29 protein-coding genes are annotated in these 26,705 nt (G+C 71.6%); 18 read left to right on the top strand and 11 right to left on the bottom strand.

Annotation, left to right across the window (positions count from 1 at the left end; all coding sequences use genetic code 11):
• Nucleotides 1–48: 48 nt before the first annotated feature.
• The 3 genes from KUM03_RS07570 to KUM03_RS07560 all read left to right on the top strand — a co-directional run bounded on the left by KUM03_RS07570 (nucleotide 49) and on the right by KUM03_RS07560 (nucleotide 1,917).
• Complete coding sequence (locus KUM03_RS07570) at nucleotides 49–291, top strand: hypothetical protein (RefSeq protein WP_217246280.1); 243 nt, start codon at nucleotides 49–51, stop codon at nucleotides 289–291.
• Nucleotides 288–581 carry a hypothetical protein gene (locus tag KUM03_RS07565; RefSeq protein ID WP_217246238.1) on the top strand — a complete coding sequence of 98 codons (294 nt, stop codon included), beginning with the start codon at nucleotides 288–290 and terminating at the stop codon, nucleotides 579–581. Before KUM03_RS07570 ends, KUM03_RS07565 begins: the two co-directional genes overlap by 4 nt.
• 133 nt (nucleotides 582–714) lie before the next feature.
• A complete protein-coding gene (locus KUM03_RS07560) occupies nucleotides 715–1,917 on the top strand; it encodes an alpha/beta hydrolase (protein ID WP_217246237.1) in 1,203 nt (400 codons plus the stop codon).
• Nucleotides 1,918–1,928: 11 nt separating this feature from the next.
• Here KUM03_RS07560 and KUM03_RS07555 read toward each other — a convergent pair whose 3' ends face one another.
• Nucleotides 1,929–2,837: a hypothetical protein gene (locus tag KUM03_RS07555; protein ID WP_217246236.1), complete on the bottom strand. Its 909-nt coding sequence runs from the start codon at nucleotides 2,835–2,837 to the stop codon at nucleotides 1,929–1,931.
• A gap of 425 nt (nucleotides 2,838–3,262) precedes the next feature.
• Between KUM03_RS07555 and KUM03_RS07550 the strand changes: the two genes are divergently transcribed.
• The gene (locus KUM03_RS07550) at nucleotides 3,263–3,799 is read left to right on the top strand and encodes a hypothetical protein (RefSeq protein WP_217246235.1); all 537 of its coding nucleotides are present in this window, start codon (nucleotides 3,263–3,265) and stop codon (nucleotides 3,797–3,799) included.
• A gap of 10 nt (nucleotides 3,800–3,809) precedes the next feature.
• Here the strand turns inward: KUM03_RS07550 and KUM03_RS07545 are convergent, their stop codons facing one another.
• Nucleotides 3,810–6,677 carry an FAD-binding and (Fe-S)-binding domain-containing protein gene (locus KUM03_RS07545; RefSeq protein WP_217246234.1) on the bottom strand — a complete coding sequence of 956 codons (2,868 nt, stop codon included), beginning with the start codon at nucleotides 6,675–6,677 and terminating at the stop codon, nucleotides 3,810–3,812.
• 110 nt (nucleotides 6,678–6,787) lie between these two features.
• On the opposite strand from KUM03_RS07545, the gene serC reads away from it, so the two are divergent.
• Entirely contained in the window at nucleotides 6,788–7,906 is a 1,119-nt protein-coding gene (serC, locus tag KUM03_RS07540; RefSeq protein ID WP_217246233.1) for a phosphoserine transaminase, read from the top strand.
• Nucleotides 7,907–7,973: 67 nt separating this feature from the next.
• Here the strand turns inward: serC and KUM03_RS07535 are convergent, their stop codons facing one another.
• Both KUM03_RS07535 and KUM03_RS07530 read right to left on the bottom strand, forming a co-directional pair.
• Nucleotides 7,974–8,159, bottom strand: a complete 186-nt coding sequence (locus KUM03_RS07535) for a DUF397 domain-containing protein (protein ID WP_217246232.1) — start codon at nucleotides 8,157–8,159, stop codon at nucleotides 7,974–7,976.
• Nucleotides 8,156–8,467, bottom strand: coding sequence for a Scr1 family TA system antitoxin-like transcriptional regulator (locus KUM03_RS07530; RefSeq protein WP_308406275.1), 312 nt, complete (start codon nucleotides 8,465–8,467; stop codon nucleotides 8,156–8,158). Before KUM03_RS07530 ends, KUM03_RS07535 begins: the two co-directional genes overlap by 4 nt.
• A gap of 134 nt (nucleotides 8,468–8,601) precedes the next feature.
• On the opposite strand from KUM03_RS07530, the gene KUM03_RS07525 reads away from it, so the two are divergent.
• The 5 genes from KUM03_RS07525 (at nucleotide 8,602) to KUM03_RS39175 (ending at nucleotide 12,575) form a co-directional block, all read left to right on the top strand.
• Entirely contained in the window at nucleotides 8,602–9,495 is an 894-nt protein-coding gene (locus KUM03_RS07525) for a lactate dehydrogenase (RefSeq protein ID WP_217246231.1), read from the top strand.
• On the top strand, nucleotides 9,492–10,613 hold the full coding sequence (locus KUM03_RS07520) for a hypothetical protein (RefSeq protein ID WP_217246230.1): 1,122 nt from the start codon (nucleotides 9,492–9,494) through the stop codon (nucleotides 10,611–10,613). Before KUM03_RS07525 ends, KUM03_RS07520 begins: the two co-directional genes overlap by 4 nt.
• Before the next feature lie 210 nt (nucleotides 10,614–10,823).
• Nucleotides 10,824–11,258: a hypothetical protein gene (locus tag KUM03_RS07515; RefSeq protein WP_217246229.1), complete on the top strand. Its 435-nt coding sequence runs from the start codon at nucleotides 10,824–10,826 to the stop codon at nucleotides 11,256–11,258.
• Between the two features lie 117 nt (nucleotides 11,259–11,375).
• The gene (locus KUM03_RS07510) at nucleotides 11,376–12,017 is read left to right on the top strand and encodes a bifunctional 2-polyprenyl-6-hydroxyphenol methylase/3-demethylubiquinol 3-O-methyltransferase UbiG (RefSeq protein ID WP_217246228.1); all 642 of its coding nucleotides are present in this window, start codon (nucleotides 11,376–11,378) and stop codon (nucleotides 12,015–12,017) included.
• Between the two features lie 399 nt (nucleotides 12,018–12,416).
• Nucleotides 12,417–12,575, top strand: a complete 159-nt coding sequence (locus KUM03_RS39175) for a hypothetical protein (RefSeq protein WP_374225274.1) — start codon at nucleotides 12,417–12,419, stop codon at nucleotides 12,573–12,575.
• 3 nt (nucleotides 12,576–12,578) lie between these two features.
• On the opposite strand, the gene KUM03_RS07500 is transcribed toward KUM03_RS39175, so the two are convergent.
• Both KUM03_RS07500 and KUM03_RS07495 read right to left on the bottom strand, forming a co-directional pair.
• Nucleotides 12,579–13,406, bottom strand: a complete 828-nt coding sequence (locus tag KUM03_RS07500) for an ABC transporter permease (RefSeq protein ID WP_217246227.1) — start codon at nucleotides 13,404–13,406, stop codon at nucleotides 12,579–12,581.
• Nucleotides 13,403–14,392, bottom strand: a complete 990-nt coding sequence (locus KUM03_RS07495) for an ATP-binding cassette domain-containing protein (RefSeq protein ID WP_217246226.1) — start codon at nucleotides 14,390–14,392, stop codon at nucleotides 13,403–13,405. The genes KUM03_RS07500 and KUM03_RS07495 overlap by 4 nt, the downstream gene beginning before the upstream one ends.
• A gap of 93 nt (nucleotides 14,393–14,485) precedes the next feature.
• Between KUM03_RS07495 and KUM03_RS07490 the strand changes: the two genes are divergently transcribed.
• A complete protein-coding gene (locus KUM03_RS07490; protein ID WP_217246225.1) occupies nucleotides 14,486–15,289 on the top strand; it encodes a TetR/AcrR family transcriptional regulator in 804 nt (267 codons plus the stop codon).
• On the opposite strand, the gene KUM03_RS07485 is transcribed toward KUM03_RS07490, so the two are convergent.
• A complete protein-coding gene (locus KUM03_RS07485) occupies nucleotides 15,263–16,246 on the bottom strand; it encodes a WD40 repeat domain-containing protein (RefSeq protein ID WP_217246224.1) in 984 nt (327 codons plus the stop codon). The two genes, KUM03_RS07490 and KUM03_RS07485, sit on opposite strands and share 27 nt — an antisense overlap.
• 111 nt (nucleotides 16,247–16,357) lie before the next feature.
• Here KUM03_RS07485 and KUM03_RS07480 point away from each other — a divergent pair, with 111 nt between their 5' ends.
• From KUM03_RS07480 to KUM03_RS07470, 3 genes are all read left to right on the top strand, one after another.
• Nucleotides 16,358–17,038 carry an SGNH/GDSL hydrolase family protein gene (locus KUM03_RS07480; protein ID WP_217246223.1) on the top strand — a complete coding sequence of 227 codons (681 nt, stop codon included), beginning with the start codon at nucleotides 16,358–16,360 and terminating at the stop codon, nucleotides 17,036–17,038.
• Between the two features lie 109 nt (nucleotides 17,039–17,147).
• Entirely contained in the window at nucleotides 17,148–17,735 is a 588-nt protein-coding gene (locus KUM03_RS07475; protein WP_217246222.1) for a Uma2 family endonuclease, read from the top strand.
• Nucleotides 17,736–17,787: 52 nt separating this feature from the next.
• On the top strand, nucleotides 17,788–18,780 hold the full coding sequence (locus KUM03_RS07470) for an aldo/keto reductase (protein ID WP_217246221.1): 993 nt from the start codon (nucleotides 17,788–17,790) through the stop codon (nucleotides 18,778–18,780).
• 152 nt (nucleotides 18,781–18,932) lie between these two features.
• On the opposite strand, the gene thpR is transcribed toward KUM03_RS07470, so the two are convergent.
• The 3 genes from thpR to KUM03_RS07455 are packed head-to-tail and all read right to left on the bottom strand — an operon-like array spanning nucleotide 18,933 to nucleotide 21,367.
• Entirely contained in the window at nucleotides 18,933–19,505 is a 573-nt protein-coding gene (gene thpR, locus KUM03_RS07465; protein WP_217246220.1) for an RNA 2',3'-cyclic phosphodiesterase, read from the bottom strand.
• 35 nt (nucleotides 19,506–19,540) lie between these two features.
• On the bottom strand, nucleotides 19,541–20,902 hold the full coding sequence (locus KUM03_RS07460; protein ID WP_217246219.1) for an MFS transporter: 1,362 nt from the start codon (nucleotides 20,900–20,902) through the stop codon (nucleotides 19,541–19,543).
• Between the two features lie 27 nt (nucleotides 20,903–20,929).
• Complete coding sequence (locus KUM03_RS07455) at nucleotides 20,930–21,367, bottom strand: MarR family winged helix-turn-helix transcriptional regulator (protein WP_073729613.1); 438 nt, start codon at nucleotides 21,365–21,367, stop codon at nucleotides 20,930–20,932.
• A gap of 156 nt (nucleotides 21,368–21,523) precedes the next feature.
• Between KUM03_RS07455 and KUM03_RS07450 the strand changes: the two genes are divergently transcribed.
• Nucleotides 21,524–21,706, top strand: a complete 183-nt coding sequence (locus KUM03_RS07450) for a ribbon-helix-helix protein, CopG family (RefSeq protein WP_198941424.1) — start codon at nucleotides 21,524–21,526, stop codon at nucleotides 21,704–21,706.
• 16 nt (nucleotides 21,707–21,722) lie between these two features.
• Here KUM03_RS07450 and KUM03_RS07445 read toward each other — a convergent pair whose 3' ends face one another.
• Nucleotides 21,723–23,180 carry an NCS2 family permease gene (locus KUM03_RS07445; RefSeq protein WP_217246218.1) on the bottom strand — a complete coding sequence of 486 codons (1,458 nt, stop codon included), beginning with the start codon at nucleotides 23,178–23,180 and terminating at the stop codon, nucleotides 21,723–21,725.
• A 181-nt stretch (nucleotides 23,181–23,361) separates the two neighbouring features.
• Between KUM03_RS07445 and KUM03_RS07440 the strand changes: the two genes are divergently transcribed.
• From KUM03_RS07440 to KUM03_RS07430, 3 genes are all read left to right on the top strand, one after another.
• A complete protein-coding gene (locus KUM03_RS07440; RefSeq protein ID WP_217246217.1) occupies nucleotides 23,362–23,616 on the top strand; it encodes a DUF2530 domain-containing protein in 255 nt (84 codons plus the stop codon).
• Entirely contained in the window at nucleotides 23,616–24,176 is a 561-nt protein-coding gene (locus tag KUM03_RS07435) for a GNAT family N-acetyltransferase (protein WP_217246216.1), read from the top strand. The genes KUM03_RS07440 and KUM03_RS07435 overlap by 1 nt, the downstream gene beginning before the upstream one ends.
• A 99-nt stretch (nucleotides 24,177–24,275) precedes the next feature.
• Entirely contained in the window at nucleotides 24,276–26,669 is a 2,394-nt protein-coding gene (locus KUM03_RS07430) for an HAD-IC family P-type ATPase (protein WP_217246215.1), read from the top strand.
• The last annotated feature ends 36 nt before the right edge of the window (nucleotides 26,670–26,705 follow it).

Genomic DNA, 26,705 nt, shown 5'->3' with positions numbered 1-26,705 from the left:
CGGCCCCGGGGCGTGGACACCAGCTGAATCCTGATCGGAGCTGATGACATGACCGACCTTATCGGCCGCCTCATCACCTGGGTGAGTCTGTCCCTCCGTCCCCGAGGAGCCCATCGCGGAACCGTCCCGCCCCCGGCGATCCTCCCCACTCCTGACCGCCCGGCCGTAATTCCTCTCCCCACCCACCGCAGCCCCTACGGCCTGCCCACCACCCTCGACGGCACAGAAACCGTGGCCGTACGCCCGTACGTCCTCCTCCCCACCCCGTACGAGCTGGAGGCAGCGGCATGACGGCACCGCGCGAACCCCGCCTGCTTCCCTGGTCCGGGCCCGAGGGAAAGCCCTGCTACCTCGTCACCGACGACGACGGTGGCCCCGTCTCCCGACTGGCCGACACCACCGAGGTCACCCAGCTCGGCATGGGCGCAGAGCTGCTCGCCCATGCCCGTGAGCTCCTCCCGGGCACACCGCCCGGTGAACTCCGCTACGTCGCGGAGCGACTGGCGGAATGCCTCGCCAACGCCCTGAGAGTGGCCGAGAGCCGCGGCCGACGGCTGGAAGCCGTCGACTCCGGGGGCTGAGACACTCACACGAGCCGTCTCCCTCCCGTCACCCCGCGGTATCACCCCGCCCTCCGGCGTCAGCCCCCGGTCGTACGCCAAGCGGCGCCCAGGGCCGATGTATTGAACCCGGTCGGGGACCTAGCTTCGGGACATGACCACCAGATCACGCAGAACCGCAGTGGCCGCCCTGCTGACGTGCGCGCTGGCCGTTCCTCTCCTGGGCGCCGCGCCCGCGTCGGCTTCTCAGCAGGCGCACGCGCAGACTCAGTACTCGGTGCCGGGGACGCCCAGCACCAGCGCGCCCGAGCTGCCGCGCCCCGCCGGACCGCACCCGGTGGGGCGCCGCACCCTGCACCTCGTCGACCGGCACCGTACCGACCCCTGGGTTCCGACGGCACGGGGACGGGAGGTGCTGGTGTCCGTGTCGTACCCGGCCCGCCGGGCGGGGGCCGGGTCACCAGCGGCTTACGTGACGACCGACGAGGCACGGCTCCTGCTGAAGGCCAGAGACCTGACCGGTGTCGTGCCGCCCGAGACGCTGGCCGGCACCCGGACGCACGCGCGGGTCGGCGCCGCCCCGGCGCGGGGACGCTTCCCGCTGGTGCTGCTGTCCCCCGGCTTCGGGATGCCGCGCACCACGCTCACCTCGCTCGCCGACGACCTGGCCAGTCGGGGTTACGTCGTCGCCGCCGTGGACCACGCCTACGAATCGCTCGCCACGGAGTTCCCCGGAGGCCGGGTCATGCCCTGCGTGGCCTGCGAGGAGGTCGACGGGCGCTCGGAGCTGGCCGCCGTGGTGCGCGGGAGGGCGGCCGACCTGTCCTTCGTGATCGACGAGCTGACGGACCGACGCAGGGCCGGGGAGCTGGCCCGCATGATCGACCCTCGGCGGATCGGAGCCGCCGGGCATTCGATCGGCGGGGCGACCGCCGCGGCGACTATGGCCGTCGACCGCCGGGTACGGGCGGGTGTCGATCTCGACGGCGACTTCTTCGTCGACGACGCCGGGGCCGGGCTCGGCCGACGGCCGTTCATGATGGTCGGCGCGGCGAACACCCACAGTCCCGGCAGCGACGGCACCGACTGGGCCGGTGCCTGGGACCGCCTGCACGGCTGGAAGCGCTGGCTGACCGTCGAAGGGGCCGGGCACTTCTCCTTCACCGACTTCCCCTGGCTGGGCGACCGGCTGGGGCTGCCGACGGACCCAGAGGTTCCGCTCTCAGGTGAGCGGAGTTGGCACATCACCCGGGACTACGTCGCCGCCTTCTTCGAGCTCCACTTGCGGGGCGTCCCACAGCCGCTGCTCCAGGGCCCCACGGACTCCAGGCCCGAGGTCGACTTCCACCGGCCCTAGCGGGATCGCCGTCAGCCGCGGGTGATGTCGAACCGCAGTTGGAAGTTGCCGTCGCCGTCGCGTTTCACGCGTCCGCCCGTGATGCGGTGGGCGGACTTGCCCTTGAGGCCGTGGAGTTCGTTGAACGTGCGCACGATGTTCAGCGTCGACTTGCCGTTGACCGTGCGCATGACGGCCTCGTACGTCTTCTGGTCCTGCTCCGTGAAGGTCAGCTCCGACTGGCCTTCCGGCAGGAGGGAGTTCAGGGTCTCCTTGGCCTGCGGGCCGGAGATGTTCTGCCGGTAGACGCTGTCCGGCAACCTGTCCGGCACCTGGCCAGGATCGGTCCGCGCGCCGAGCTCTTTGGTGGCGGGCTTCGGCTTGATGCCCTCGCCACCGTCGAAGAGAGCGCTGGCCCGGGACCACTGGTGGACGAACGCTTCGCTCGCCGTGTACTTCTCCTGCTTGGAGCGGTAGTTCTCCATCATCACCGCGACACTGCCGTGCTCGTCCCGGCCGTAGAGGTTCTGGAACCTCCCGCCGGCCTCCGGCTCGCCGCCCACCGAGTCGGTGGCGTTCGGCTTGTAGTCCGCGGTCTGTTCCTCCATCTCGACGAGTTGCTCGGGAATGGCACGGCCCAGTTCGGTCAGTGCCCGGGAGCGCTTGGCCCGGCTGGCGCCCCGCTCGCCCCCGGGCTTCTCCATCGCGTCGAGGTAGTGGCCCAGCCGGTCGGGGGCCGGATCCAGGGCCCGCTGCACCGGAGTGGCGGCGCCCACCGGGCCGGACTGCTGCCGCCAACGGGCCACGGCGTCGTTGCCCGCCCTGCCCTGCAGTGCGGTCATCGTGGCCGCCGAAGGCCGGTCGGCGAGGACGAGATCGCTGTCGCGCTCCGCGTGTGCGGGCTCCTGCGCCCCGTACCGGCTTGACGCCTTTCTGCGCATACGCACGGTTCCTTCGCCCCCTTCCATTCTCGCCGCCATTGCACCCCGCATGCGGCGGACCCGTCCAGGTCCGTACGGACAGGCATAAGCACCCGACGCGTTGCCCTCGAACATCCCGGTCAGCCTCGTGGACCCGTCGCTTCTCCTCACCCCGCCGCCGCCAGTCCCGGCCGCCCGCCGCCGACCTGCCGGACAGGCCCCGCACAGCAGGCACATACGATCACACCACAAACGGATCAAGGGGCGGGGAGATCATGACGGGCGTGAGCGGCGGGCGAAGATTCCTGGCAGCGGTGTTGTCGGCAACAGCGTGCCTGCTGTTCTCCGGGTGCGGCACCGGAGACGAAGCGCCCGGGACCTCTCCGTCGGCCACCGTGTCCCGCCCGAGTACGAGCCCTTCCAGCACGGCCCCGGCCGGCGGACCCGTGTCGGTTCTCAACATCGGCCAAGTTAAGTCGGTGCTGCCCGACGCGGCCGCGCTACCGGGCTGGGTTCGCACCGGCAAGCCGTTGGTGACCACCGAACAGATCATGTGCCAGGGCGTGATGGCACAGGGCTGCCCCGAGCTCGTGGCCATGGGTAAAACCGACTTCCGCCGCGGAAGCCGAACCCCGGCCGAGAGCATCCGACTCACCTTCAGCGTGTACTCCCTCTCCAACGAGCGCGCCGCTCACGATCTTTACTCCTCCCTGCACTTGGGCGGCACACCGGTCAGCCTTTCCGAGTCCGTGGGAGACGAGCAGACGGCCACGCGGAACGTGCTCGAGTCGTCCGCGGGTGTTCAGCCGACCCTTCTCTCGGTGAAAGCCCGCAGCGGCACGACCCTGCTGTGGGTCACCGCGATGACAACCGAGCAGAAGACCACGAAGGAGCGGACCCGGGCGGCACTGAGGCTGCTTCTCGATCGGGTCCGTCAGGCCGAGGCGGGCACCGAACCCGGAGCGGGCGCAAGCATCGCCTGAGACGTCCCCGTCACGCGCCCTCCGGCCCCGCCTCCAACCCCTCCGCCAGCACCTCCGCCAAGTGCCGCCCCCGCACCCCGCCCAGCTGCTCCAGCTGCGTCCGGCACGAGAAGCCGTCCGCCAGGACCACCGCCCCGTCCGGCGCCTCGCGCACCGCCGGGAGGAGCTGGTCCTCGGCGCAGGCGGCGGAGACCTCGTAGTGGCCGTCCTCGAAACCGAAGTTGCCCGCGAGACCGCAGCAGCCGCCGCTCAGCTCACCGGTCAGGCCCGCCGCCTCGCGCAGGCGGCGGTCGGCCGCGTCGCCCAGGACCGCGTGCTGGTGGCAGTGGGTCTGGCCGACCGCCGGGAGGTTCACGGCGGGCGGGGTCCAGTCGGGGGCGTGGCGTTCCAGGGCTTCCGCGAAGGTCAGGACGCGGGAAGCGAGGCGGGCGGCTCGCGGATCGTCGTGCAGCAGCTCGGGCAGGTCCGTGCGCAGGGCGGCGGCGCAGCTCGGCTCCAGGACGACGACCGGCGCGGACGTCTCCAGTACCGGCGTCATCAGGTCGAGGGTGCGGCGCATCACCGCGCGAGCCCGGTCCAGTTGGCCCGTCGACACGTACGTCAGGCCGCAGCAGACCCGGCCCCGGCGTGCGGCCAGGAGGGAGAGCGCCGACCTCGACGCGCCGTCGCCGACCACGGCGCGTCCCCGCAGCGTCGGCGGCAGCACCACCCGCAGCCCCGCCGCCTCCAGCACTCGTACGGCCGCCCGGCCGACCGAGGGGGACAGGTGCTCGGTGAAGGTGTCGGGCCACAGGACCACCGAGTCACCCTCGCCGACGGGTCCTCCGCGCCCGCGCCACCACCGGCTGAACGTCTCCCCCGCCAGCCGAGGTACGTCCCGCTCCCCCGCGATCCCGCCCAGCCGTTTCCCCACCGCCGCCAACGGCCGCACGGACGCGAGCGCGTTGACGACCGGAGCCATCCGCGCCCGCGCCGCCCAGCGCAGCCACACCGGCAACCACCCCATCGCGTAGTGGGCGGCCGGGCGGCGGCGCCCCTCGTAGTGGTGGTGCAGGAACTCCGCCTTGTACGTGGCCATGTCGACCTCGACCGGGCAGTCGGAGCGGCAGCCCTTGCAGGACAGGCACAGGTCGAGGGCGTCCCGGACCTCCGTCGAGCGCCAGCCGTCCGTCACCACCTCACCGGCGAGCATCTCGTGCAGCAGGCGGGCGCGGCCCCGCGTGGAGTGCTGCTCGTCCCCCGTCGCCCGGAAGGAGGGGCACATCACCGCCGAGCCGGTCACCGACGTCGTACGGCACTTCGCGACGCCGACGCAGCGCCGTACCGCCGCCGAGAAGTCGCCGCCGTCGGACGGGTAGCCGAACTCCACGTCCACCGGCTCGCGGGGCAGGACGGAGAAGCGGAGGTTCGTGTCGAGCGGGGCCGGGCGGACCAGCATCCCGGGGTTGAGGAGGTCGTCCGGGTCCCAGACACCCTTCGCGTGCTCGAAGAGGGCGACCGTCTCCTCGCCGTACATCCTCGGCAGCAGCTCCGCCCTGGCCTGCCCGTCCCCGTGCTCCCCGGAGAGCGAGCCGCCGTGCGCGACGACCACGTCCGCCAGTTCCTCCGAGAAACGGCGGAAGCGGGCGACCCCGGCGTCCGTCAGCAGGTCGAAGTCGATGCGTACGTGGATGCAGCCGTCGCCGAAGTGGCCGTACGGCGTGCCGCGCAGGCCGAACGACGACAGCAGCGCCCTGAAGTCCCGCAGGTAGCCGCCCAGCCGGGCCGGGGGCACGGCGCAGTCCTCCCAGCCGGGCCACGCCTCCGAACCGTCCGGCATCCGGGTCGCCGTACCGCTCGCGTCCTCCCGGATGCGCCACAGCCTGCGCTGACCGGCCGGGTCGGTGACCACGAGGGCGTCCACGCCGTCAGCCGCCGCCACCACCGCCTCCGCGCGCGCCCGCGCCTCCGCCTCCGAGTCGCCGCCGGTCTCCACGAAGAGCCAGGCGCCACCCCGCGGCAGCCCCTGCGTGGAGGGCACCAGGTCCACCGCCATGCCCTCCACGGTCAAGGGTCCGAGGGGCAGGAGCCCGGCCGCCGCCTCCGCCGCGCCCGCCTCGTCGGCGTACCCGAGGACCGCCAGCGCACGTGCCCGCGGGGCCTCGACCAGCCGCACCACCGCCTCCGTCAGCACGCCCAGCGTGCCCTCCGAGCCGCAGAAGGAGCGGGCCACGTCGGCACCCCGCTCCGGCAGCAGCGCGTCCAGCGCGTAGCCGGAGATGCGGCGGGGGAGGTCCGGGAAGCCGGTGCGCAGGCGGGCCAGGTCGCCGTCGACCAGCTCACGCAGTCCCTCCGGCGCCCCGGCCCAGTCCTGCCCCGGCCGCAGGGACCGCCCGCGTGCCGTGAGCACCGTCAGCTCGCGCACGCTGTCCGCCGTCGTGCCCCACGCCACCGAGTGGGAGCCGCACGAGTTGTTGCCGATCATGCCGCCGAGGGTGCAGCGGCTGTGGGTGGAGGGGTCGGGGCCGAAGCGCAGGCCGTGCGGGGCGGCGGCCTCCTGGAGGCGGTCCAGGACCAGGCCCGGCTGGACGACGGCCGTACGCGCCTCCGGGTCCAGGGCGACCAGCCGGTTCATGTGCCGGGTGAAGTCGAGGACCACGCCCGTGCCGGTCGCCTGGCCGGCGATCGACGTGCCGCCGCCTCTCGCGACGACCGGCGTCCCGTGCGCCCGGCACACCTCCAGTACGGCCGCCACGTCGTCGGCGTCTCTCGGCGCCACCACGCCGAGCGGCACCCGGCGGTAGTTGGACGCGTCCATGGTGGTCAGCGCCCGGGACGTGACGTCGAATCCGACCTCGCCGCGGACGGCCCTGCGCAGTGCTGCCTCCAGATCGGTCATGCGTCCAGCATGAGCGCTTGTGGCTTGGCACAGGTCCGCAAGACGGAGATCTCGTCTCATCGGACGGACATGTCTCCGTCCGGTTTGGCCGACGGGATACGCTCCGGCACGTGGCTGAGATCCAGATTCCTGCTGACATCAAGCCCGCGGACGGTCGATTCGGCGCGGGTCCCTCCAAGGTGCGGGTGGAGGCGCTGGACGCCCTGGCCGCCACCGGTACGTCCCTGCTCGGCACCTCCCACCGCCAGGCCCCCGTCAAGAACCTGGTCGGCAAGGTCCGTGAGGGCATCTCCGAGCTGTTCCGGCTGCCCGACGGCTACGAGGTGGTCCTCGGCAACGGCGGCTCCACCGCGTTCTGGGACATCGCGACCCACGGTCTGATTGAGAACAAGTCGCAGCACCTCACGTTCGGCGAGTTCTCCTCCAAGTTCGCCAAGGCCGCCAAGCTGGCGCCCTGGCTGGCCGAGCCGACCGTCGTCTCCGCCGACCCGGGCACGCACCCCGAGGCGCACGCCGAGGCCGGCGTCGACGTGTACGCGTTCACCCACAATGAGACCTCGACCGGCGTCGCCATGCCGATCAAGCGGGTCGCCGGCGCGGACGAGGGCTCCCTCGTGCTGGTCGACGCGACGTCCGGCGCCGGCGGTCTGCCGGTCGACATCGCCGAGACCGACGTCTACTACTTCGCCCCGCAGAAGTCCTTCGCCTCCGACGGCGGCCTGTGGATCGGCGTCTTCTCCCCGGCCGCCATCGAGCGCGCCGAGCGGGTCCACGCGTCCGGCCGCCACGTCCCGGAGTTCTTCTCGCTGCCGACCGCGATCGACAACTCCCGCAAGAACCAGACGTACAACACCCCGGCCCTCGCCACGCTCTTCCTCCTGGGCGAGCAGCTGGAGTGGATGAACGGCCAGGGCGGCCTGGACTTCACCACCGCGCGCACCAAGGACTCCTCGTCCCGCCTGTACTCCTGGGCGGAGGAGGCCAAGTACGCCACCCCGTTCGTCTCGGACCCGGCCAAGCGGTCCCAGGTCATCGGCACCATCGACTTCTCCGACGACATCGACGCCGCCGCCGTCGCCAAGGTGCTGCGCGCCAACGGCGTCGTGGACACCGAGCCGTACCGCAAGCTCGGCCGCAACCAGCTGCGCGTCGCGATGTTCCCGGCGATCGACCCTGCGGACGTCGAGGCGCTCACGAAGTGCGTCGACTACGTGATCGAGAAGCTGTAGCGACAGCCGTCGTACGACGATGAGGGGCGCCCGGCGATCCGCCGGGCGCCCTTTCACGTGCTGTCGCCTACTGTCCGAACTGCGTCAGGAACGCGGCCCAGCTCTCCCGGGAGACGGTGAGCAGGGGACCACCGTCCTGCCGCTTGCTGTCGCGGACGGCCCGGCCACCGGGGGCGGTGTCGGCGACCTCGACGCAGTTGTTCTCCTGGCCCGAGTACGAGGACTTCCAGAAGGGGCTAGCGACCTCGGTCACGATGTGTCTTCCTTCAAGCTCCGCAGTATGCCCCGGATGAGCTTCGCGCTCGCATCCGGCGCCAACGCCGACGATCGTAGTAGGTCGAACGCATTGGCGTAAGCGGCAAGGTCCTCGGGCGCTTCAAGGACGGATGTGCCGCGCAGATTGTCCATGGTGACCGCTTCGACCGTCGGCTCCTCGTCGAAGCTGAAGGATGAGAAGGCAGGGGTGTAGCCGACCAGGACACCAGCGCTGAACGGCAGCACCTGCACCGCGGGCGTCCGGCCGACGACCCGGCCCCGCCGGGCCTGCCGCTTGCCCCGCACGCCGTCGCCGTGGCCGGCCGGGCGAGGGCGGTGTGCGACATGCTCGACCGGTCCACGGCCGCTCTGGTGTCGTTCCGGGACGCCCGCAGCGTGTGGCGCCTCGCCCTGGACAACGCGGCGAAGGCGGCCGCCTCATGACCGCCGTGGGACTGATCGGCGCCGGGGCCGTCGGCCAGACCATCGGCACGCTCCTCGCCGCGTCCGGCTGGTGCGACACCGTGATGGTCACCTCGGGCAGCGGCCGCACGGCGGCCTCGCTGGTCACCGATCTGGAGGACATGGGGCAGGTCACCGGCTCACACGTCCGGGCGGTTCACACCACCCCGGCCGGCATGCGCGGCTGCGACGCGATCGTGGTGTGCCCGAGGGCCGTGTTCACCAACACCGCGACAGCCGATGTCCGCATGGCCGGCCTGGAGGCGAACGCGCCCCTGATCGCCGCCCTCGGCCGCCAGCTCGCCGGCTATGCCGGCGTGGTGGTGATGGTGACGAACCCGGTCGACGTCATGACCCGGCTGTTCGCCGCCACGTCCGGCTGTGGCCGGGTGTTCGGGGTGGGCTCCAGCACCGACACCGCCCGCTACCGGCTCACCCTCGCCCGGCTCCTGGACGTGCCGGTCGGGTCGGTGGCCGGACACGTCATCGGCGAACACGGCGACCAGGCGGTGATCTGCGCGTCCTCCACCACCGTGAACGGGCGGCCCGTTGCCGTGCCGGTCGAGCAGATCCGCCACGAACTCACGCGACGGCCGCGCCGCATCAACACCGGCATAGGCCGCACCCGGTCCGGCCCGGCCGGGGCCGCCGTCTCCGCCCTCGCCCACACCCTGAGCCGTGTGGACGGTGTGATCGAACTGACCGCCCCATGGCGGGGCGACTGGTACGGAATGCCGTTGCGGTTCACCGCTGGCACCCCCACCGTGTGCCTTCCCCCGCTCGACGCGACGGAGGCCGTGCAGCTCCAGGCCGCCGCCGCCAAGCTCCGCACCGCATACGACACCATCACCAAGGAGACCCAGCACTCATGACCGACCGCACTGCCACCCGCATCGCCACGGCCGACGGCCAGACCGTCACCGTCATCAGCCACACGGCCGCGGTGACCGACTGGGCGGCCCGCTACTTCGGCTCGTGGTGGAACGCGGCACCCGCCAAGCCGCCCGTCACCGGGCCGGTGGTGTCGGCCGACATCGACCCCGGCGAGTACACGGCCCTCGCCGAAGCCGTCCTCGGCGGCGACCCGGGCGAGGCCGACTACGCGGGCTCGCCAATCAAGTACAGCCGGGGCGACGACGGCACGGTGCTGGCCGTGCAGTCCGCCGCCCGGCTCGCCTACCAATGGGACTCCTCGATCCGCCGCCTGCGGATCGACGGCTCCGACGAGACCGCCCTGGCGACGGCCGCCGCCCGGCTCGCCCGCGAACTCGTACGCGGAATGCTCGTCGTGGACGGCTGGCAGATCCTCCACGCCTCCGCCGTCACCCGCGACGACGGGGCGACGCTGCTGGCCCTCGGTGACAAGGGTGCGGGCAAGACCACCACTGCGTTCCTCCTGGCTCGGGTCGGCGGGTGGCGTCTCCTCGCCAACGACCGCGTCTTTGCCCGCGTCGAGGACGGCCGCGTGCGGGTGCTGCCCTGGCCATCGGCCGCCGCGTTCGGCTTCGGCCTCCTCGACTCCCTCGGCCTCTTCGAGCCCGTAGCGGCCCGTCTGCGGGACGGCGAGGCCATGCACCCCACCCAGGACCAGCGCGTCACAGACGCCCTCCTGGAGGGCCGCCGAGAGCCCCTGTGGAAGGCGAACGGCAAGGAGATGAAGCCGCAGTTCTTCCCCGACCAGCTCGACTCGTGGCTCGGTATGCCCCTCGCCACCGAGGGTACGGCCGCCGGCCTGCTGTTCCCGCAGATCACCCCCGGCGGCGAACCGGGGCTGACCGGCGAGGCCCGCCGGCTCGGCGAGGCGGACTTCTTCACGGCCGGCACCGAGGACCGCTACCTGGACGTGTTCGGGCTGCTGCCCCTGACGGGCGGAGACCCGCACCTCGCCGACCGGCTCGCCGGACTCCCGCACCAGTCTCTCGCCCTGAGCCACGACACGGCCGCCAGCGCGGCCCTGTTGGAGAAGACGGCCGCCGGCCTCCTCGGCTGAGGCGCCGGCTCACAGGCCCACCTGAGGCGGGGAACGACTTCTGACCGTTCCCACCGGCCCGACTGGCCCCCGCCCCGGGTGCAGCAAGACTCCGCCCCGGTCAACCGTTCCTGGCAGTTGCGCAACGGGGCGGCAGGCACCGGAGCCTCGGCGACGCTCCGGTGCAGCTCGGAACCACCTACCCGTCCGTACGAACAACCGGAGGGCACAGTGGCAACACCGACCATCACCCGCAACCCGCGCGACTACGTGTCGCCCGAGGTGTGGGACCGGGAGATCGCGCTCCTGGTCCGCGACCACCACACCTGGGACACCGTCATGGCCGAGCGCGTCTTCGGCCAGGCCATCGCCTACCTCATCACCGCCATGCAGTCCGGCGCCCCGGGCCTGGGCTGCGGTGAGTTGGTCGACGAGGGCGTGCATCAGCTCATCCTCGACACGAAGATCTACCGCGAGTTCTGCCAGAAACACTACGGGCAGTTCCTCGACCACATCCCGTTCATCGACCGCAAGAACGACGGCAGCGTCATGCGGACCGCCGAAGCCGTCGCCGCGTTCGGCTTCGAGATCGACGTGCCGCTGTGGGAGAAGGACGCCACGAACTGCACGCCGTGCTCGTCGCGGACGCAGAGCGGCTGCCACTGAGCCGTGAACTGAGGGAGGCCGCAGCCCCGTTGGGGCGGCGGCCTCCGCTGTGGACGAAGCGGTGGAAACATGGAGAAACCAGGTGATCAAGGTGGTCGCGTCGATAGCGTCGCGGGCATGGACCTTGAGACCTACTGGAACAGGTACGCCGAGAACCCGATCACTGTCGAGGAGTCACGGGAGCGCGGGTTCGGGTGGACACAGTACGACCGGCACGGCCCCGGCGAGGAACTGCTCGGCCAGCCGGAAACCACCCTGGAGCTGGGCTGCGGAACCGGCGACGCCACCGCCTACCTCGCCCGCAAGGGCATCCAGGCCACGGGCGTTGACCTCTCGCCCGTCCAGATCGAGCACGCCCGCCAGCGGTGGCCCGAGGACGGCGCGGAGTTCGTGTGCTCCGACGTCCTCACCTACCTCGCCGGCACCGAGAAGAAGTACGACGCGATCTTCTCCGACTGGGGCGCTCTGTGGTTTACCGACCCCCGGCTGTGGCTGGAGCCGGTACGCGAGCACCTGACGGACAAGGGCGTCCTCGTCCTCGCCTGCGCCCCGCCCGTCGACGGCTGCTACGGGGCCCAGGGCATGTACGGCAACGGCTTCCGGGGCCGGGTCCTGCCGGTGCAGCGGTGGGCGTACTCGCCCGAGATGTGGGAGGGAGTCCTGCGCAACGCCGGGTTCCTGGAGGTCCACTCGAAGGTGCTCGAAGCGCCGGAGCCGACGAACCTCGGAACGCTGATCGTGCAGGCGTGGGTGCGGTAGCCCCGGCGAGCTGACTGCCGCAGACCCGTCCACAGGGAGACAATCCTTCTTCAACCGGGCGTACTGCGGGCGAGGCGGGACATCCAGTCCCCCTCGACGCCGGCCGTCCGGGGCCGGAGACGTTCACCCTGCATGTGTACGACGGCGGGCAGCACCTGCGGCACGCAGATGACCGGCCTGCCCCTGCCCAGGCCCTGACGGGGCCCGTACGCTCCAGGCGCCCGGGCGGCAGGAGGCCCTGCGGCGCCCACCGCATCCCGAGCCGCCACCCGCCGGAAGCCGACCGCCCAGGTGCGGGGTACCTGGACGGACCCGCGGGTCGCCGCGGCGTGGCTCCGTGTCCGCCTGGCCGAGTACGCGCCCCGCTTACTGTTCGGCGGCCGGCCTGACGATCTACGCATGGCCGCCCTCGTCGCGTCGGCGGAGGCACGGCTGGAGCGGGGCGGGGACGTGTCGCTGGGCTACTACCTCGAACGTCCCGCCTTCCTCTCCGTCGCCCTGGTGGCTTGCTCCCCGGGCGGCAGGTCCCACCCCCTGCCCTGCCTCCTGCCGGAGTGAGACCTACCGGCTCAGCCGCTGGAACCTCCGCACCGCCAGCGGCAGGAAGATCGCCGTCAGGATCACCGGCCACACCCCCGCCATCAGCAGCGCGTGCTGCTCGACCCAGGAGTCGCCGCCGCCGGCCGGGGTGCCGAACAGGTCGCGGGCGGCCGCGGCCGTGGAGGAGATCGGGTTCCAGGCGGCCACCCAGCCCAGCCAGTCCGGCATGAGCTGCGGGGCGACGAAGATGCTGGAGATCATCGTGAGGGGGAAGGCCACGGCGAACAGGCCGCCCGCCGCCTCCGGGTTGGGGACCAGGAGGCCCAGCCACACGCCGATCCAGATCAGCGCGAACCGCAGCCACAGCAGCAGTCCGAACGCGGCCAGGAATCCCCAGCCGCCGTCCGGCCGCCAGCCCATGGCCAGGGCCGTCAGCATCATGATGGCCAGCTCGGCGCAGGCGACGACCAGATCCGTGACCCCCCGCCCGGCCACCACCGCCGACGACGACATCGGCATGGAGCGGAAGCGGTCGATGACGCCCTTGGTGGAGTCGTAGACGACGACCGTCGCGGTGTTGATGAAGCCGAAGGCCATGGTCATCACGAACATGCCGGGCATCAGGAAGTCCTTGTAGTCCCCGCCGCCGGGCACGGTCATCGCGCTGCCGAAGACATAGCCGTAGAGGAGGACGGAGAGGATCGGGAAGCCCAGCTGCCAGGCGATGTTGACGGGCTGGCGCTGGTAGTGGGTCAGGCCGCGGCGGACGATGTTGCCGCAGTCGGCGAGGAGCCAGTAGAGGCGGCCGCGATCGGCGGTCGGGGTCGTCGTCGGGTCGAGGGCGCTCATGCCGCCACCGCCTCCTTGTCCACATGCCGCGCGGGCTCCGTGCTCGTACGGTGTCCGGTCAGGCGCAGGAACACGTCGTCCAGGCTGGGCCTGCGCAGCCCGATGTCCTCCACGGCGACGCCCTCGTCCTGGAGGGTGCGGGCGACCTCCGTCAGCGCGGCCACCCGGTCGGCGACCGGGGCGTGCACGCGCCGCGTCTCCTCGTCGGTCTCGGGTTCGCCCTGGCAGACCCGGGCGACCGTCTTCACCGCCCGCGGGATCTCGGACCGCTCGGCCACCACGACATCGATCCGGTCGCCGCCGACCAGGTTCTTCAGCCCGTCCGGGGTGTCGTCGGCGATGGCCCGGCCCCGGTCGATGACGGTGATGCGGGAGGCCAGCTTGTCGGCCTCCTCCAGGTACTGCGTGGTCAGCAGCACCGTCGTGCCGTTCGCCACCAGGGCCCGCACGGAGTCCCAGACCTCGCCGCGGCTGCGCGGGTCCAGGCCCGTCGTCGGCTCGTCCAGGAACAGCACGGACGGGGCGAGGATCATCGAGGCGGCCAGGTCGAGGCGGCGCCGCATGCCGCCGCTGTACTTGCCGACGCCCCGGTCGGCGGCGTCGGTCAGGTCGAACTGCTCCAGCAGCTCGACGGCACGGGCGCGGGCGCGCCGGCCGCCCAGGTGGAACAGCCGCCCGAACATCTCCAGGTTCTGCCGGCCGGTGAGCACCTCGTCCACGGCCGCGTACTGGCCGGTGAGGCCGATCCGCGCCCGTACCTCACGGGCCTGCCGGGCGACGTCGAGGCCGGCGACCTCGGCCCGTCCCCCGTCCAGCCGGATCAGCGTGGACAGGATGCGCACGGCCGTGGTCTTGCCCGCGCCGTTCGGTCCCAGCAGCCCGTGCACGGTGCCCTCGCGGACGGCCAGGTCGAAGCCGTCGAGGGCGCGCTTGTCGCCGTACCGCTTCTCCAGCCCCTCGGCCCGTACCGCGTATCCGTCGCTCATGGGTGGTCCCCCTCTCACTCCTTAACTGAGTACACCGTACCCGATTGCGCGTACACCGTACCCAGTTTTTTGCCGCGGACCTACACTGACCCCATGGCAAGCGGTACGGAGACCAGTGGCAGCGGTGACGTCAACCGCACCATGGAACTGTTGTGGGACACCGGCCGACGGCCCAGCCGTGGGCCCAAGCCGGGGCTGACGCTGGAGCGGATCGTGGAGGCGGCCGTCGAGGTCGCCGACCGGGACGGGCTCGGCGCCGTCTCGATGCGCCGCATCGCCACCGAGCTGGGCACCGGCACCATGTCCCTGTACCGCTACGTCCCCGGCAAGGCCGAACTCCTCGACCTCATGCTGGACCGCGTGCAGCGCCCCTCCGAGGACCCCGGCGACCTCGGCGACGGCGACTGGCGTTCGGCACTGGAGGCGCTCGGCCACGCGACCCTCGCCCTCTACCGCCGCCACACCTGGCTGCTGGAGGTCAACCAGTCCCGCCCGATCCTGGGCCCGAGCGCGCTGGACGGCATGGAGAAGGTGCTCGCCCGGATCAAGCCGATGGGCCTGACCGACCCCGAGCTGGTCTCGGCGATCGTCCTGATCGACGGATACGTCGTCGGGGCCGCCCGCACGCAGGTGTACCAGGAGGAGGCGGAACGCACCTCGGGCCTCACCGACGCGCAGTTCTGGCAGGCCCAGGAACCGGTGCTGGTGAAGGCCATGACCAGCGGTCGCTACCCCGTACTGGCCTCCCTCTCCGAGGACGCCTTCGGCACCGGCTTCGACCACTTCGAGTTCGGGCTGCGGCGCATCCTGGACGGGCTGGAGGTGCTGGTGGCCGCGCGGCGCGCGGCGGACGGGGCCACCACGGACCGGTCAGCGGCGGCGGAACACCCGTCGTAGGCCGAACAGGACGGCGCATGCGACGAGCAGCCCGACCGCACCGACCTTGAGCGTGTCACCGCCCGGACCGCCGACGCCGTCGTCTCCCCCGCCCGGGGCGTCGGAGCCGCCCCCGCCGGACCCGCCGCTACCGCCCCCCGGCGCGTCCTCGGCCTTGACCGGACTGTTCGTCCCCTCCATGCCGAGCAGCAGCTTCCCACCGTCGGGGGTGTAGGTGACGGACTCGCCCTGCCCCAGCGGCACGCTGATCCGCCCCTTGCGCTGGATCTTCCCGCCGTTCCAGTCGTACCAGATGCCCCCGAGGTAGCCGCGCACGGCGAGCGTCTTCCCGTCCGGGGAGAAGGCGGCGTCGGTGGCCCAGAGTTCGACGGGGGCGGCGCGCCGGAAGACGTTGGTGCCGGAGGCGGAGAGCTTCTCGGGGCCCTCGTACAGGTGTCCGCCGTCCTCGTTCTTGTCGATGATGTACACCCGCCCGGTCTTCGGGTGGACGGCCATCGACTCGGCGTCGCGCGCGCCGTCCGCGTACTTCACGACGTACTGGGTCGCCTGGACCGTCTGGTCCTTCAGCTCCGTCGGCTCGGGCAGCTCGTAGATCCACACGTACGGCCAGGTGCCGCCGAGGTTGTCGCCGATGTCGCCGACGAAGATCTTGTTGCCGGGGCCGATGGAGATCGCCTCGACGTCCCTGGGCGTGCCCACGCCGGAGAGGGCGACGCGCGCGACGGTCTCGCCGGTGGAGCCGTCCACGGCGTACAGGTAGGGGCCGTTGTCCTGGTCGTTGTGCGTCCAGTAGACGCCGGGGTGGAGGCGGGAGGCGGCGAGGCCGCTGGACTCGGTGATGCGCGGGTCCTTGATCGTGAAGCCGTCGCTCCCGTCGTCCCCGTCGGCGGCGGAGGCGGGCACGGCGAACGCACCCACGAGGAGGGCCGAGGCGAGGAGGGCGAGAGATCGGCGCATGCGCCAAGCCTGCCATCCCGCGCGGCCGTTCACGGTGGCGGTCACGCTGCGTGGCCGGGCTCACATAGCGACGGTCAGGCGCACCGTCCCTGCATCGTCCATGATGAGCGGATGCTCAGGTTCATGTTCGTCGGTGACTCCATGACGATCGGGAGCGCAGGCGAACACACGTGGCGCTACCGTCTGTGGCAGCACCTGCGCGACTCCTGCGGCCGGCCCATCACGTTCGTGGGCCCGCGCGAGACACTGCACGACCCGTCGACGGACGAGCCGGTCTCCTACGCCTACGCCGACCCGGACTTCCCCCGCGCGCACCTGGCCGGCTGGGGCGAGGGCTGGCACCACATGACCCCGGTCATCGCCGGGACGGTACGCGCCTGCCGCGCGGACGTGCTCCTGGTCTCCCTCGGCCTCATCGACCTCGGCTTCTACACCAACGCCGAGCAGACCGCCGCCAACGTCCGCGCCTTCGTCGCGGACGCCCGCTCGGCGAACCCGCGCGTGCGCATGGCCGTGATGCCGGTGCTGCACAACATCCGGGTGGACGCCGACGAGACCTTCGCCGGGCAGGTCGCCCACTTCAACGACCTCCTCGCGAAGACGGTCGCCGACCTCGACGCCCCCGGCTCCCCGCTGCTGCTCGTCCCGCCGCCGACGGCGTACGACTTCCACACGGACACCTACGACGGCACGCACCCCAACGAGAGCGGCGAGCACCGGATCGCGGGCGCCTTCGCGCAGGCCCTGCACGAGGAGTGGGGGCTGGGCGGGCCCTACTCCGCCTCCTCGTAGGAGCCCGCACCTCTGGCATATGCGCGTCCTCCCGTGTCCCGGTCGCCGTGCGTATCGTTGTACCGCGCGGCTGCAACCGTCGTTGGGGCAGCCGGGGAGGAGCGCCACGATGACCGTCGTAGACGACAGGATCGCCATGGCCGACGCCAACACGGAGTGCTTGGACGAGTGGTTCAAGCGGCTGGAGCGGATGCCCGTCCCCGAAGGATTCCGGGTCGAGATCGTCGAGGGCAACGTCTACATGACACCGCAGCGCGACACGCATTGGGCAATCATCCGGCGGATCGTACGGGCCATCGAGGACCGTTTCGGTATGGACGTATTGGTCCTCTCGGACGTCCGCATCGACTTCCCGGGCCCCGAGAACGGCTTCTGCCCGGACGTGGCCAAGCTCCGCGACGGCGCGGAGCAGGACGAAACGGGCCACTGGCAGTACCAGGACGTCGAGTTCGTGGCCGAGGTCATCTCCCAAGGCACCGCAGCCAACGACTACGGCCCCAAGAAGCTCGCCTACGCCACCGCCGAGGTCCCCCTCTACCTCATCGCCGACCCGTACCAGGGCCGCTGCCACATCTTCACGCACCCCAAGGACGGCGACTACACCACCGAGACCCGCGTCGCCTTCGGACAGGAACTGGACCTCACCGGCACCGTCCTCGGCCTCACCCTTCGGACCGACACCTTCCCCCGCGACTGACCGACCGAACCCGCTTGCCTGGAGCGCACTCCAAGCCGTTGGCTTGGGGACCATGGAGTACACGCAGCTCGGACGCACAGGACTCAAGGTCAGCCGGCTCGTCCTCGGGACGATGAACTTCGGCCCGCAGACCGGCGAGGCCGACAGCCACGCCATCATGGACGCGGCGCTGGACGCCGGCATCAACTTCTTCGACACCGCCAACGTGTACGGCTGGGGCGAGAACAAGGGCCGTACCGAGGAGATCATCGGCAACTGGTTCGCCAAGGGCGGCGACCGACGCGACAGGACCGTGATCGCCACCAAGGTGTACGGCAACATGGGCGCCGACGGCGAGGCGTGGCCCAACCACGACAAGCTGTCCGCCGTGAACATCCGGCGGGCGGTCGACGCCAGCCTGAAGCGGCTCCGGACCGACCACATCGATCTGTACCAGTTCCACCACATCGACCGCGCCACCGGTTTCGACGAGATCTGGCAGGCCGTCGACACGCTGGTGCAGCAGGGCAAGGTGCTGTACGCCGGGTCGTCGAACTTCCCGGGCTACAAGATCGCCCAGGCCAACGAGACCGCCGCCCGGCGCGGCGGCACCATCGGGCTGGTCAGCGAGCAGTGCCTGTACAACCTGGCCGAGCGCCGCGCCGAGATGGAGGTCATCCCGGCCGCGCAGGACTACGGCCTCGGCGTCATCCCGTGGTCGCCACTGCACGGCGGACTGCTCGGCGGCGTGATCAAGAAGGAGGTCCAGGGCGGGCGCCGCGCCTCCGGCCGGGCGGCCGACACCCTGGCCGACCCCGCCAAGCGGTCGCAGATCCAGGCGTACGAGGACCTGCTCGACAAGCACGGCGTCGAGCCCGGCGAGGCCGCGCTGGCCTGGCTGCTGACCCGGCCCGGCGTGACCGGCCCGATCGTCGGCCCGCGCACCGCCGAACAGCTCACGTCGGCGCTGCGGGCCGTGGAGCTGGAGCTGTCGGACGAGCTGCTGACCGGGCTGGACGAGATCTTCCCGGGGCCGGGGCCCTCGCCGGAGGCGTTCGCCTGGTAGCCGAGCGGGCAGCGCGATGACGTGGTGAGCGGGGCGGCGGCCGCCCACGGCCCGGTCAGCCGAGGGCCGCCGCCACCGCCACCACCACGAGCATCAGCACGAGCACACCGGCCATGATCCGGTTACGGGTCTTCGGGTCCACGTCCCCGAGCCTAACCGGAAGCGCCGAGCGGGCTGCGGGCGACCGTCTCGTAACGGGGCTGCTCGCCCGGCATCCCGGACCTCGGCAGGTTGCTGCGCACCAGCGCGAGGTCGGTCACCGTCCAGGCGGGACCGGTGAAGCCGTCCAGGGCGTCGACGTACGGCCGCGCGTCGTACGCGTCCCGGCTGCGGGCCACCGTCAGGTGGGGCTTGTAGCGCCGGTGCTCCCCCATCTCGACGCCCGCCTTGCGCCCCGCCGACTCCGCGCGGTCCGCGAGCAACCGCAGCGTCGCCAGGTCCCCGTCCGCCCCAGCCCACAGGGCCCGCCCGTGCCCGAACTGCCCGCCGCCGCGCAGCGCCAGCCGGAAGGGCGCGGTGCGGTGCGCCGCCCGCTCCAGGCGGGCCGACAGGTCCGGCACGACGTCGTCGTCGACCTCGCCGTAGAAGGCGAGCGTGAAGTGCCAGCCGGGGCGGCCGGTCCAGCGCAGCTCCTCCGCACCGGGCAGCCTCTTCAGCGCCGCCACCTCGACGGCGAGGGCGGCGGTGACGTCCTCGGGGGGCAGTACGGCGGCGAACAGTCTCATGGCATCACCCTGTCAGACCCCGTACCGCCCGGCTGCTACGCCGCCCGCGCCAGCTCCTCCCGCCGTTCCCGCGGCACGAAGCGGACCTGCGGGTGTCCCCGGTGCCAGCCCACCGACAGGCGCAGGTTGCCGACGCGGGCCAGGATCAGGCCGATGACGAGCGCGGCCGTCGCCGCCACCGCGCCGCCCGCGGCGAAGCCCGCCCGGGCGCCGTAGGTGTCGGTGACCCAGCCGACGATCGGGGCGCCGACCGGGGAGCCGCCGAGGAAGACCATCATGTAGAGGGCCATGACGCGGCCCCGCATGGCCGGGTCGGTGGACATCTGAATGCTGGTGTTGGCGGTGACGTTGACCGTCATGCTGAAGACGCCGATCGGGACCATCAGCAGCGCGAACAGCCACAGCTCGGGTGCCGTCGCCGCCACCATCTCCAGGGCGCCGAAGGCGAGCGCCGCCGCGATCAGCACGCGCAGACGGGCCGTGCCGCGCCGGGCGGCGAGCAGGGCACCGGCCAGGGAGCCGACGGCCATGAGGGTGTTGAAGAGGCTGTAGGCTCCGGCGCCCGCCTCGAAGACGTCGTCGGCGAAGGCGGACAGGAAGACCGGGAAGTTGAAGCCGAAGGTGCCGATGAAGCCGACCAGCACGATCGTCCAGATCAGCTCGGGGCGTCCGGCGACGTAGTGCAGGCCCTCCCGCAGCTGGCCCTTGCCGCGCGGCGTGCGCTCGACGGCGTGCAGCTCGCGGGCGCGCATCAGCAGCAGGCAGCTGAGCGGCGCGACGAAGGACAGGCCGTTGGCGAGGAACGCCCAGCCGGTGCCCACCCCGGTGATCATCAGACCGGCGACGGCGGGGCCGACCAGGCGGGCGGACTGGAAGTTGGCCGAGTTGAGGCTGACCGCGTTCTGGAGCTGGTCGCGGCCGACCAGCTCGGCGACGAAGGACTGGCGGGCCGGGTTGTCGACCACGGTGGCCAGGCCCATCGCGAAGGCGGCGACGTAGACGTGCCAGACCTGCACGTGGCCCGTGAGGGTGAGGACGGCGAGGAAGAGCGCGGTCACCGCCATCGAGGACTGCGTGACCAGCAGCGCGGGGCGCTTGCGCAGGCGGTCGACGAGGACACCGCCGTAGAGGCCGAAGAGCAGCATCGGCAGGAACTGCAGGGCGGTGGTGATGCCGACGGCGGCCGAGGAGCCGGTGAGGCTCAGCACCAGCCAGTCCTGGGCGATGCGCTGCATCCAGGTGCCGATGTTCGAGACGACCTGGCCCGTGAAGAACAGGCGGTAGTTCCTGACCTTCAGGGAGGCGAACATCGAGGTCTTACGACGAGTGCCGGGGGTGGTCGGGTCGTCGTGGCCGTCGGGTGCGGGGGCGGAAGCTGCTCCGGGTCCCGTACTCAAAAGGGTTCGCCTCCTCGTCGGTGCTGCTTACACGTGGGCCAGCTTCTCGAGCACGGGGGCGGCGGCACGCAGGGCCGCCCACTCCTCCTCGTCGAGTCCCTCGACCAGCGTGGCCAGGAACGCGTTCCGCTTGCGGCGGCTCTCCTCGAGCATCACCACGGCCTGCTCGGTCTGCGTCACGACCTTCTGGCGCCGGTCCTCGGGATGCGGCTCCAGCCGGACCAGCCCCTTCGCCTCCAGCAGCGCCACGATGCGGGTCATCGACGGCGGCTGGACGTGTTCCTTGCGGGCCAGCTCGCCCGGGGTCGCGCTGCCGCAGTTGGACAGGGTGCCCAGTACCGACATCTCGGTCGGACTGAGCGACTCGTCGACCCGCTGGTGCTTGAGCCGACGGGACAACCGCATCACGGCGGAGCGCAGGGAGTTCACGGCGGCGGCGTCGTCGCCATGCTTGAGGTCCGGCATGTTCCTTAGCGTAACTCATTAGTCTGGCGAAATACCACCGCACAAGCGCCCGCGTGCCCGTGACGCCCGCCACTGAAACCCGCAGTTCACCCGTACGAGTGAGTCGTTTCCGGAAATCGGAGCATCACCCGGTGAGCGGGGGCGACCCTCGTGCCCATGGGGACCAGCGTGCTCAGCCTGCGGATAGACGGGGAGCTGCTCGACCGGCTCCGGCACCATGCGGCGAAAAGAGGAATGAGCGTCCAGGACTATGTCGTCCGGACGCTCATCCGTGATGACTTCGACGAGCGGTTCCAGTCCGCCGTGGAGGAGACGGAACGGTTCTACGGGGTCACGTGAGCGTGCCCCGCACGGGTCACGTCAGGCCCAGGGCCGGCATCAGGTAGTAGAAGGCGAACACCGCCGACACCGCGTACATCGTGACCGGCACCTCGCGGCCCCGCCCGACGGCCAGGCGCAGCACCGAGAAGGCGATGAAGCCCATGCCGATGCCGTTGGTGATCGAGTAGGTGAACGGCATCATCAGCATCGTCAGGAACGCCGGGATGGCGATCGTGAAGTCGTTCCAGTCGATCTCCCGGATCGAACCGGCCAGGATCAGGAAGCCGACCGCGACCAGCGCCGGGGTGGCCGCCTGGGACGGCACCATCGTGGCGACCGGCGTGAGGAACAGGGCCAGGGCGAACAGCCCGCCGCTGACGATGTTCGCGAAGCCGGTGCGCGCGCCCTCGCCGACGCCGGCCGTGGACTCCACGAAGCAGGTCGTCGCCGACGCGGAGCTGGCGCCGCCGGTGGCGACCGCGATGCCGTCGACGAACAGGACCTTGTTGATGCCCGGCATCTGGCCCTCACCGTCGGTCAGCTTCGCCTCGTCGCTGACCGCCATGATCGTGCCCATCGCGTCGAAGAAGCACGACAGCAGGACGGTGAACACGAACAGCACGCCGGTCAGGATGCCGACCTTCTCGAACCCGCCGAACAGGCTGACCTCGCCGACCAGGCCGAAGTCCGGGGTGGCGACCGGGTTGCCGGGCCACTCGGGGGTGGTCAGGCCCCAGGAGGGGACGTCCGCGATCAGATTGATGACCATCGCCACGACGGTCATCACGACGATCGAGATCAGGATCGCGCCGGGGGTCTTGCGGACGATCAGCGCCAGGGTGAGCAGCACACCGAGGACGAAGACCAGCACGGGCCAGCCGAGCAGGTGCCCGCCCGTGCCCAGCTGGAGCGGGACGGTGGTCTGGGCGGCGTCCGGCATGCGGGTGACGAACCCGGAGTCGACCAGGCCGATCAGCAGGATGAACAGGCCGATACCGATCGCGATGGCCTTGCGCAGGCTGTGGGGCACGGCATTCATGACGCGCTCGCGCAGGCCGGTGGCGACCAGCAGCATCACGACGAAACCGGCCAGCACCACCATGCCCATGGCGTCCGGCCAGGACATCCGCGGGGCGAGCTGGAGGGCGACGACGGAGTTCACGCCGAGACCGGCGGCGAGCGCGATCGGGACGTTGCCGATGACGCCCATCAGGAGCGTGGTGAAGGCCGCCGTGAGGGCGGTCGCGGTGACCAGCTGACCGTTGTCGAGCTGGTTGCCGTACATGTCCTTCGCACTGCCCAGGATGATCGGGTTCAGCACGATGATGTAGGCCATCGCGAAGAAGGTGGCGAAGCCGCCGCGGATCTCACGGGACAGGGTGCTGCCGCGCTCGGAGATCTTGAAGTAGCGGTCGAGTCCGTTCTGCGGGGGCCGCCGGTCTTCCGGCGACTCGGGGGACGGGGGGACCTTGGCGGAGGCCGAGGTGGGCATGCGAGGACCTCATCACCAACAGGTTCCCCCACGGCCTTATTGGTGTTTCCTACGAATGAAAGCGGTCAGAGACAAACGGGTTCAGTATGAACGTATGAGCCCCTGATCGCTATCTCCGCGCGTAGACCCGGGGTGGCGGCGCCCCGTCGGACCGCCGCCGGGCGCCTCGTAAGCTGTACGCATGACGAAGTGGACACCCACGCACGAGGCACCGGAGCCCCTGGAGGGCCCCGTGGTTCCGACCATCGTCGGCGGCACCGTCCTGTGGTTCGTCCTCTTCCTGGCGCAGCTGCCCTTCTACGGCTGGTTCGACGACCACGGGCATGCCTGGTGGGTGTGGACCTGCCTGGCCGGCGCCGGGCTCGGCCTGATCGGCATCTGGTACGTGCGGGGGCGCGACGCGGCCCTCGAGCGGGCCGCACGGGACGCCGACTGATGCCCGCGCCCGGCCTGCGACGCCTGCACGCCGGCCACGCGCCCGCCCTGCTCGCCTTCGAGCGGGAGAACCGCGCCTGGTTCGCCGCCTCCATACCCGACCGGGGCGACGACTGGTTCGCCGAATTCGACGAGCGGCTCCGCGCCCTGCTGGCCGAGCAGGAGGCCGGTGTCTGCCACTTCCACGTGCTGGTCGGCACCGACGGCGGGATACTCGGCCGGATCAACCTCGTGGACGTCGAGCAGGGCGTCGCCGACCTCGGCTACCGGATCGCCGAACGGGCGGCCGGGCAGGGCCTGGCCACCAGGGCCGTGCGGGAGGTCTGCGCCCTCGCCGCCCGGAGCTACGGACTGACCGCGCTGCGGGCGGCCGCCACCGTCGACAACGCCGCCTCGCGGGCCGTGCTCGCCCGCACCGGCTTCGTCCGCACCGGCGAGACGCGGCTCGACGGGCGCGCGGGGCTGACCTTCCGGCGCGATCTGGGGGACCTGCGCGACGCCGGAAACCCGCGCGGTCCCGCCGCCCCCGGCCCGCACCACCCCACGGCCCACACCCCGTAGTACCCGGGCATCATCCGTCCCCGCCTCCCGTCATACCCAGGTCGGAACTTCCACGCATTCGGCGGGTGATGCCCCAAAACCGCACGTACCGTCGAATGCATGACGCATCTCGACGCGGACGACCGACTCGACTCCGCGCGCCCCGTTCACACCCCGACCCCGGCGACCGGCCTGACGGCGGCCGGGGTCGCCGAACGGGTGGCGCGCGGCCAGGTCAACGACGTGCCCGTACGCAGCAGCCGCTCGCTGACCGACATCGTCCGCGCCAACGTCTTCACCCGCTTCAACGCGATCATCGGCGTGCTCTGGGTGATCATGCTGATCGTCGCGCCGATCCAGGACAGCCTGTTCGGCTTCGTGATCCTCGCCAACACCGGCATCGGCATCATCCAGGAGTGGCGGGCGAAGAAGACCCTGGACTCCCTGGCCCTGATCGGCGAGGCCCGGCCGACCGTGCGCCGGGACGGGACGGCCACCGACGTCAGCACCTCCGAGATCGTGCTGGACGACGTGATCGAGATCGGTCCCGGGGACAAGGCCGTCGTCGACGGGGTGTGCGTCGAGTCGGACGGGCTGGAGATCGACGAGTCGCTGCTCACCGGCGAGGCCGACCCGGTCGTCAAGCGGCCCGGGGACCAGGTCATGTCCGGCTCCTTCGTGGTCGCGGGCGGCGGCGCGTTCCAGGCGACCAAGGTCGGCCGTGAGGCGTACGCCGCCCAGCTCGCCGAGGAGGCCTCCCGCTTCACCCTGGTCCAGTCCGAGCTGCGCTCCGGCATCTCCACGATCCTGAAGTACGTCACCTGGATGATGGTCCCGACCGCGCTCGGCCTGATCCTCAGCCAGCTCCTCGCCAAGGACAACGAGCTGGACGACTCGATCGCCCGGACCGTCGGCGGCATCGTGCCCATGGTCCCGGAGGGCCTGGTCCTGCTGACCTCCGTCGCCTTCGCGATCGGCGTCATCCGCCTCGGCCGCCAGCAGTGCCTCGTCCAGGAGCTGCCCGCCATCGAGGGCCTGGCCCGCGTCGACACGGTCTGCCTCGACAAGACCGGCACCCTCACCGAGGGCGGCATGGACGTCACCGAGCTGCGCACCCTCGACGGCGCCGACGAGGCGTACGTCCGTACGGTGCTCGGCGCCCTCGGCGAGTCCGACCCCCGCCCCAACGCCTCCCTCCAGGCCGTGATCGCCGCGTACCCGGCCCCCGAGGACTGGCGCTGCACCGAGTCGCTGCCCTTCTCCTCCGCCCGCAAGTACAGCGGCGCCGCCCTCAGCGAGGCCGACGGCGCCACCGGCACCTGGCTGCTGGGCGCGCCCGACGTGCTGCTGGCCGAGGACGACCCCGCCCTCGCGGAGACCGGGCGGCTCAACGAGCAGGGGCTGCGGGTGCTGCTGCTGGCCCGCGCCCGGCGGGAACTGGACGACCCCGCGGTGGCCGAGGACGTGACGCCCACGGCCCTGGTCGTCCTGGAGCAGCGGCTGCGCCCGGACGCGGCCGACACCCTGCGCTACTTCGCCGACCAGGACGTCCGCGCCAAGGTCATCTCCGGGGACAACGCGGTGTCGGTCGGCGCGGTGGCCGCCAAGCTCGGACTGTCCGGCGCGACCGTCGACGCGCGCCGGCTGCCCGCCGGCCAGGGGGAGATGGCGGGCGCCCTGGACGAGGGCACGGTGTTCGGGCGGGTCACCCCGCAGCAGAAGCGGGACATGGTGGGCGCCCTCCAGTCACGCGGGCACACGGTCGCGATGACCGGCGACGGCGTCAACGACGTGCTGGCCCTCAAGGACGCCGACATCGGCGTGGCGATGGGCTCCGGCTCGGAGGCCACCCGGGCGGTCGCGCAGATCGTGCTGCTGAACAACAGCTTCGCCACGCTGCCGTCGGTGGTGGCCGAGGGGCGCCGCGTCATCGGCAACATCACGCGGGTGGCGACGCTGTTCCTGGTGAAGACCGTGTACTCGGTGCTGCTGGCGATCCTCGTGGTCTGCTCGCAGGTCGAGTACCCGTTCCTGCCCCGCCACCTGACCCTGCTCTCCACGCTCACCATCGGCGTCCCGGCCTTCTTCCTGGCCCTCGCCCCGAACAAGGAACGGGCCCGGCCGCACTTCGTCCGGCGCGTGATGCGGTACGCGATCCCGGGCGGGATCGTGGCCGCGACGGCGACCTTCGCGACGTACCTCGTCGCCCGGCAGCACTACTCGGGGCCGGGCGCGCTGGACGCGGAGACCAGCGCGGCGACGCTGACGCTGTTCCTGGTGTCGATGTGGGTGCTGGCGATCATCGCCCGGCCGTACACGTGGTGGCGGGTGCTGCTGGTGGCGGCGATGGGGCTGGGTTTTGTGGTGGTGCTGGTGGTGCCTTGGTTGCAGGACTTCTTCGCGCTGAAGCTGGTCGGGGTGACGATGCCGTGGACTGCCGTCGGCATTGCGGTGGTCGGTGCGGGTCTGTTGGAGCTGACGTGGAGGTGGGTGGACCGGCGCGTTCCCGCGTGACGGTTCGTTGTTCGCCGCGGCGCCGTCGTGGCTGGT

It is taken from the genome of Streptomyces sp. AC602_WCS936 (genome assembly GCF_019049125.1).
In the GTDB taxonomy this organism is placed as follows: Bacteria; Actinomycetota; Actinomycetes; order Streptomycetales; family Streptomycetaceae; genus Streptomyces.
Note: the sequence above shows the minus strand (reverse complement) of the source record. Positions and strands in the feature narration are given on the sequence as shown.

Bases quoted from the DNA above. Each gene is read 5' to 3' on its own strand.
- KUM03_RS07470 (WP_217246221.1), top strand. From the start codon at position 17,788: ATGGAGTACACGCAGCTCGGACGCACAGGACTCAAGGTCAGCCGGCTC.
- KUM03_RS07475 (WP_217246222.1), top strand. From the start codon at position 17,148: ATGACCGTCGTAGACGACAGGATCGCCATGGCCGACGCCAACACGGAG.
- KUM03_RS07490 (WP_217246225.1), top strand. From the start codon at position 14,486: ATGGCAAGCGGTACGGAGACCAGTGGCAGCGGTGACGTCAACCGCACC.
- KUM03_RS07445 (WP_217246218.1), bottom strand. From the start codon at position 23,180: ATGCCCACCTCGGCCTCCGCCAAGGTCCCCCCGTCCCCCGAGTCGCCG.
- KUM03_RS07520 (WP_217246230.1), top strand. From the start codon at position 9,492: ATGACCGACCGCACTGCCACCCGCATCGCCACGGCCGACGGCCAGACC.
- KUM03_RS07455 (WP_073729613.1), bottom strand. From the start codon at position 21,367: ATGCCGGACCTCAAGCATGGCGACGACGCCGCCGCCGTGAACTCCCTG.
- KUM03_RS07430 (WP_217246215.1), top strand. From the start codon at position 24,276: ATGACGCATCTCGACGCGGACGACCGACTCGACTCCGCGCGCCCCGTT.
- KUM03_RS07440 (WP_217246217.1), top strand. From the start codon at position 23,362: ATGACGAAGTGGACACCCACGCACGAGGCACCGGAGCCCCTGGAGGGC.
- KUM03_RS07545 (WP_217246234.1), bottom strand. From the start codon at position 6,677: ATGACCGATCTGGAGGCAGCACTGCGCAGGGCCGTCCGCGGCGAGGTC.
- KUM03_RS07500 (WP_217246227.1), bottom strand. From the start codon at position 13,406: ATGAGCGCCCTCGACCCGACGACGACCCCGACCGCCGATCGCGGCCGC.
- KUM03_RS07510 (WP_217246228.1), top strand. From the start codon at position 11,376: ATGGACCTTGAGACCTACTGGAACAGGTACGCCGAGAACCCGATCACT.
- KUM03_RS39175 (WP_374225274.1), top strand. From the start codon at position 12,417: ATGGCCGCCCTCGTCGCGTCGGCGGAGGCACGGCTGGAGCGGGGCGGG.
- KUM03_RS07450 (WP_198941424.1), top strand. From the start codon at position 21,524: ATGGGGACCAGCGTGCTCAGCCTGCGGATAGACGGGGAGCTGCTCGAC.
- KUM03_RS07560 (WP_217246237.1), top strand. From the start codon at position 715: ATGACCACCAGATCACGCAGAACCGCAGTGGCCGCCCTGCTGACGTGC.
- KUM03_RS07525 (WP_217246231.1), top strand. From the start codon at position 8,602: ATGACCGCCGTGGGACTGATCGGCGCCGGGGCCGTCGGCCAGACCATC.
- KUM03_RS07495 (WP_217246226.1), bottom strand. From the start codon at position 14,392: ATGAGCGACGGATACGCGGTACGGGCCGAGGGGCTGGAGAAGCGGTAC.
- KUM03_RS07480 (WP_217246223.1), top strand. From the start codon at position 16,358: ATGCTCAGGTTCATGTTCGTCGGTGACTCCATGACGATCGGGAGCGCA.
- thpR (WP_217246220.1), bottom strand. From the start codon at position 19,505: ATGAGACTGTTCGCCGCCGTACTGCCCCCCGAGGACGTCACCGCCGCC.
- KUM03_RS07565 (WP_217246238.1), top strand. From the start codon at position 288: ATGACGGCACCGCGCGAACCCCGCCTGCTTCCCTGGTCCGGGCCCGAG.
- KUM03_RS07555 (WP_217246236.1), bottom strand. From the start codon at position 2,837: ATGCGCAGAAAGGCGTCAAGCCGGTACGGGGCGCAGGAGCCCGCACAC.
- KUM03_RS07485 (WP_217246224.1), bottom strand. From the start codon at position 16,246: ATGCGCCGATCTCTCGCCCTCCTCGCCTCGGCCCTCCTCGTGGGTGCG.
- KUM03_RS07570 (WP_217246280.1), top strand. From the start codon at position 49: ATGACCGACCTTATCGGCCGCCTCATCACCTGGGTGAGTCTGTCCCTC.
- KUM03_RS07435 (WP_217246216.1), top strand. From the start codon at position 23,616: ATGCCCGCGCCCGGCCTGCGACGCCTGCACGCCGGCCACGCGCCCGCC.